Origin of the sequence: Methylorubrum podarium, from assembly GCF_022179745.1 — a bacterium.
Taxonomy (GTDB): Bacteria; Pseudomonadota; Alphaproteobacteria; order Rhizobiales; family Beijerinckiaceae; genus Methylobacterium; species Methylobacterium podarium.
The window spans coordinates 1-3,769 of sequence record NZ_BPRD01000423.1 but is presented as its reverse complement, the minus strand read 5'-3'; the positions used below and the strand labels follow the sequence as shown (position 1 = coordinate 3,769).

Below are 3,769 nucleotides of genomic sequence, written 5' to 3'. Positions count from 1 at the left end.
CATGGCCGCCCGGCTCGCCCGCCGCGAGGGGCGGCTCGCCGCCGACCGGGCCGCGCTGGAGGACACGGTGCAGGCCCGCACCGCCGACCTGCGCGCGGCCAACGAGCGGCTGGAGATGGTGGACCGCTCCCGGCGCCGCTTCTTCGCCGATGTCAGCCACGAATTGCGGACCCCGCTCACGGTGATCCTGGGCGAGTGCGACCTCGCCCAGCGGTCGGCGGAGCGCGCCGCCGGGAGGCCCGTGGATCACGGTCCCGTCTTCGCCACCATCCGCAAGCGGGCGCAGCGGCTCAAGCGCCGGGTCGAGGATCTCCTGCGCGTCGCCCGCTCGGAATCCGGGCAGATCGAGCTCGACCGGCGCAGCGTCAGCGCGGTGGCGGTGCTCGGCGACGCCGTCGACAGCGCCGGCTCCGAGGCCGCCCGCCGCCGGGTCGAGCTGGTGCTGGAGCCGGGCGACCACGACATCGAGGTCGATGCCGATCCGGAATGGCTGCGCCAGGTCGTCGAGAGCCTGATCGACAACGCCCTGCGCCACGCCACCGGCCTGACCCGCATCACCGTCTCGCTGAGCGGGCGCGCCGCGCCGCAGGGCAGCCGGGCGCTCATCACCATCGACGACGACGGCCCCGGCTTCCCCGAGGACGGGGACGGCCTGTTCGAGCGCTTCCGCCGCGAGGCCCGGCCGGGAGAGGCGGGGTTCGGCATCGGTTTGGCTCTGGCGCGCTGGGTCGTTGAGCGCCATGATGGCGTGATCAGCCTCGGCAGGGCGGGACAGGGCGGCGCCCGGGTGGTCCTCGACCTGCCCGCGCTCGATGACGGCGTCGTGCCGGAACAGGACGGGGCAGGACACGAGAGGATCGGCGCCGCATGACGACGCGCGTATTGATCGTTGAGGACGACATCGACATCCGCGGCATCCTGGCCCGCGGCCTGGAGGCGGAAGGGTTCTCCGTCGGTGTCGCCGGCCGGGTCGAGGACGCGCTCTCCGCCGCCCGCGACGACGCCCCGGAGGCGGTGGTGCTCGACATCACCCTGCCCGACGGCTCCGGCCACGACGTCTGCCGATCCCTGCGCGAGGGCGGCTATCCCGGCGCGATCCTGTTCTTGAGCGCCCGCGACGAGGTGCGCGACCGGGCCGAGGGGCTGGCGCTCGGCGCGGACGACTACATCGTCAAGCCGTTCGTGTTCGACGAGCTGCTCGCGCGGCTGCAGACCCACCTGCTGCGGCGTCGCGCGGCCGACACGCCGCGCACCGTCTTCACCGCCGGGCGGCTGACGCTCGACACCACCATCCGCCAGGTCAGCTTCGGCGACGCCTCGGCCCGCCTCACCCCGCGGGAGGCGGAGCTGCTTTCCCTGCTGATGCAGGAGGTGAACCGGCCGATCTCCCGCGGCGAGATCTTCGACCGGCTCTGGGCCGGCCAGGGCGGCCTCTCGCTCAACGTGGTCGACGTCTATGTCGGCTATCTGCGCTCGAAGCTCTCGGACTTCGTGCGGCTGGGCGGGCCCATCATCGTCACCGTGCGCGGCAAGGGCTTCATGCTCGACCTGCGGGGCCAGGATTTCCGCCACTGACCGCCCCGCGGCATTTCGTTCCTCCGGCCGGATTCCGGCCCGCGGCTCACCTGAACTTTGGTCGAACCCGGCGCGAACTTGGGAAGAAACGGCAAGCGGGCTCTTGCGGGCGGAGCCGGAATTGGCGATATACCTCCAGCGTGCGAAAACCAGTGCGTCGCCAGTATCTTACGATCCTCTTAATCAAGCGGGATCGGAGGTTCGGGCGTTCCATAAAGTCGAGGAGAGACACCATGAAGTGGGCCGCCCCCATCGTTTCCGAGATCTGCGTCGGCATGGAAGTCACGAGCTACGAGTCGGCCGAGATCGACACCTTCAACTAAGGTGATCTGAGCCGGGTCGGGTTGCGGGCATCAGCGGGTTCTCACCATGCATGTCGTGATCCTGGGCTCGGCTGCGGGCGGCGGCGTTCCTCAATGGAACTGCCGCTGCCCCATCTGCTCCCTGGCCTGGGCGGGTGATCCCCGCGTCAGGCCGCGCACGCAGTCGAGCATCGCGGTCTCTCCGGACGGAGAGCGCTGGCTCCTGCTGAACGCCTCACCCGACATCCGCCAGCAGATCCAGGCCAACCCGCCCATGCATCCGCGGGAGGGCCTGCGCCACTCGCCGATCCACGCGGTGCTGCTGACGAACGGCGACGTGGATCACGTCGCGGGCCTGCTCACCTTGCGCGAGGGCCAGCCCTTCACACTCTACGCCACGCCCGGCATCCTGGCCTCGGTCTCCGACAACCGCGTCTTCGACGTGATGGCGGCCGACGTGGTGCGGCGGCAGACGATCGCCCTCAACGAGACCTTCGAGCCGGTGCCCGGCCTCTCGGTGACGCTGTTCTCCGTCCCCGGCAAGGTGCCGCTCTGGCTGGAGGACGCCTCGCTGCAGATCGGGGCGGAGACCGAGACCACCGTCGGCACGATGATCGAGGCCGGGGGCAAGCGCCTCGCCTACATCCCCGGCTGCGCCCGGGTGACGGAGGATCTGAAAGCCCGCGTCGCGGGGGCCGACGCGCTCCTGTTCGACGGCACGGTGCTGGAGGACGACGACATGATTCGCGCCGGCGTCGGCACCAAGACCGGCTGGCGCATGGGCCATATCCAGATCAACGGCGAGACCGGCTCCATCGCCTCCTTCGCCGACGTCGAGATCGGCCGGCGGGTCTTGATCCATATCAACAACACCAACCCGATCCTGGTCGAGGACTCGCCCGAGCGCGCCGGCGTCGAGGCGCGCGGCTGGACCGTCGCCCATGACGGCCTGACCTTCGATCTCTCATCGGACGCGTGAGCATCGTCCGAAAGGTGGTCGCCGGCCTTTCTTGAGAGACGGTGCCTCGGACCGCAGATGGGGCCGGCCTGGAAGTTTAGTGCCGGACCGAATATATTTTGCACGATACAATCGTGCGGCGGCGGCACTGCTCCTCCCGGTGCCGGGCCCCATTTAAGAAAAGCTCCAGGAAACGCGACTCGAAGCCCGGGGAAACGAAAACGCCATGACCGCCCAATTCCCGCCCCCCGTCCCGGAATCCGAGCAGCGGCTGCTGAGCCACGAGGAGCTCGAGGCGGCGCTCCGCGACATCGGCGCGCGGCGCTACCACAACCTCCACCCGTTCCACCGGCTGCTGCACGACGGCAAGCTCTCGAAGGATCAGGTGCGGGCCTGGGCACTCAACCGCTACTACTACCAGGCGATGATCCCGGTGAAGGACGCGGCGCTGCTCGCCCGCCTGCCGGACGCGCAGCTGCGCCGGATCTGGCGCCAGCGCATCGTCGATCACGACGGCGACTTCGAGGGCGACGGTGGCATCGAGCGCTGGCTGAAGCTCGCGGAAGGCGTGGGCTTCGCCCGCGACTACGTGCTCTCGACCAAGGGCATCCTGTCCGCGACCCGCTTCTCGGTCGATGCCTATGTCCACTTCGTCTCCGAGCGCTCGCTCCTGGAGGCGATCGCCTCCTCGCTGACCGAGATGTTCTCGCCGACGATCATCTCCGAGCGCGTCGCCGGGATGCTGAAGAACTATGACTTCATCACCAAGGAAACGCTCGCCTATTTCGACAAGCGCCTGACCCAGGCCCCGCGCGACGCCGACTTCGCCCTCGACTACGTGAAGCGGCACGCCACCACGCCCGAGATGCAGCGGGCGGCGATGGACGCGCTGACCTTCAAGTGCAACGTCCTCTGGACCCAGCTCGACGCGCTC

The 3,769-nt window shown here is 69.5% G+C and carries 5 protein-coding genes; all 5 read left to right on the top strand.

The features are described from left to right. Nucleotides 1-871 (top strand): sensor histidine kinase (locus MFF42_RS19880; RefSeq protein WP_238257302.1); only part of this gene is annotated, 871 nt, incomplete at its 5' end. After that, a complete protein-coding gene (locus MFF42_RS19875; protein WP_238257301.1) occupies nt 868-1,575 on the top strand; it encodes a response regulator transcription factor in 708 nt (235 codons plus the stop codon). The genes MFF42_RS19880 and MFF42_RS19875, both read left to right, overlap by 4 nt. A 233-nt stretch (nt 1,576-1,808) precedes the next feature. Then, entirely contained in the window at nt 1,809-1,898 is a 90-nt protein-coding gene (gene pqqA, locus MFF42_RS19870; RefSeq protein ID WP_012317526.1) for a pyrroloquinoline quinone precursor peptide PqqA, read from the top strand. A gap of 46 nt (nt 1,899-1,944) precedes the next feature. Then, nucleotides 1,945-2,856: a pyrroloquinoline quinone biosynthesis protein PqqB gene (pqqB, locus tag MFF42_RS19865; protein ID WP_238257300.1), complete on the top strand. Its 912-nt coding sequence runs from the start codon at nt 1,945-1,947 to the stop codon at nt 2,854-2,856. A 205-nt stretch (nt 2,857-3,061) separates the two neighbouring features. After that, nucleotides 3,062-3,769 (top strand): pyrroloquinoline-quinone synthase PqqC (pqqC, locus tag MFF42_RS19860; RefSeq protein WP_238257299.1); only part of this gene is annotated, 708 nt, incomplete at its 3' end.

What these genes read in the sequence shown, in the direction of transcription:
- MFF42_RS19875 (WP_238257301.1), top strand. Translation starts at nt 868, where the DNA reads ATGACGACGCGCGTATTGATCGTTGAGGACGACATCGACATCCGCGGC.
- pqqA (WP_012317526.1), top strand. Translation starts at nt 1,809, where the DNA reads ATGAAGTGGGCCGCCCCCATCGTTTCCGAGATCTGCGTCGGCATGGAA.
- pqqB (WP_238257300.1), top strand. Translation starts at nt 1,945, where the DNA reads ATGCATGTCGTGATCCTGGGCTCGGCTGCGGGCGGCGGCGTTCCTCAA.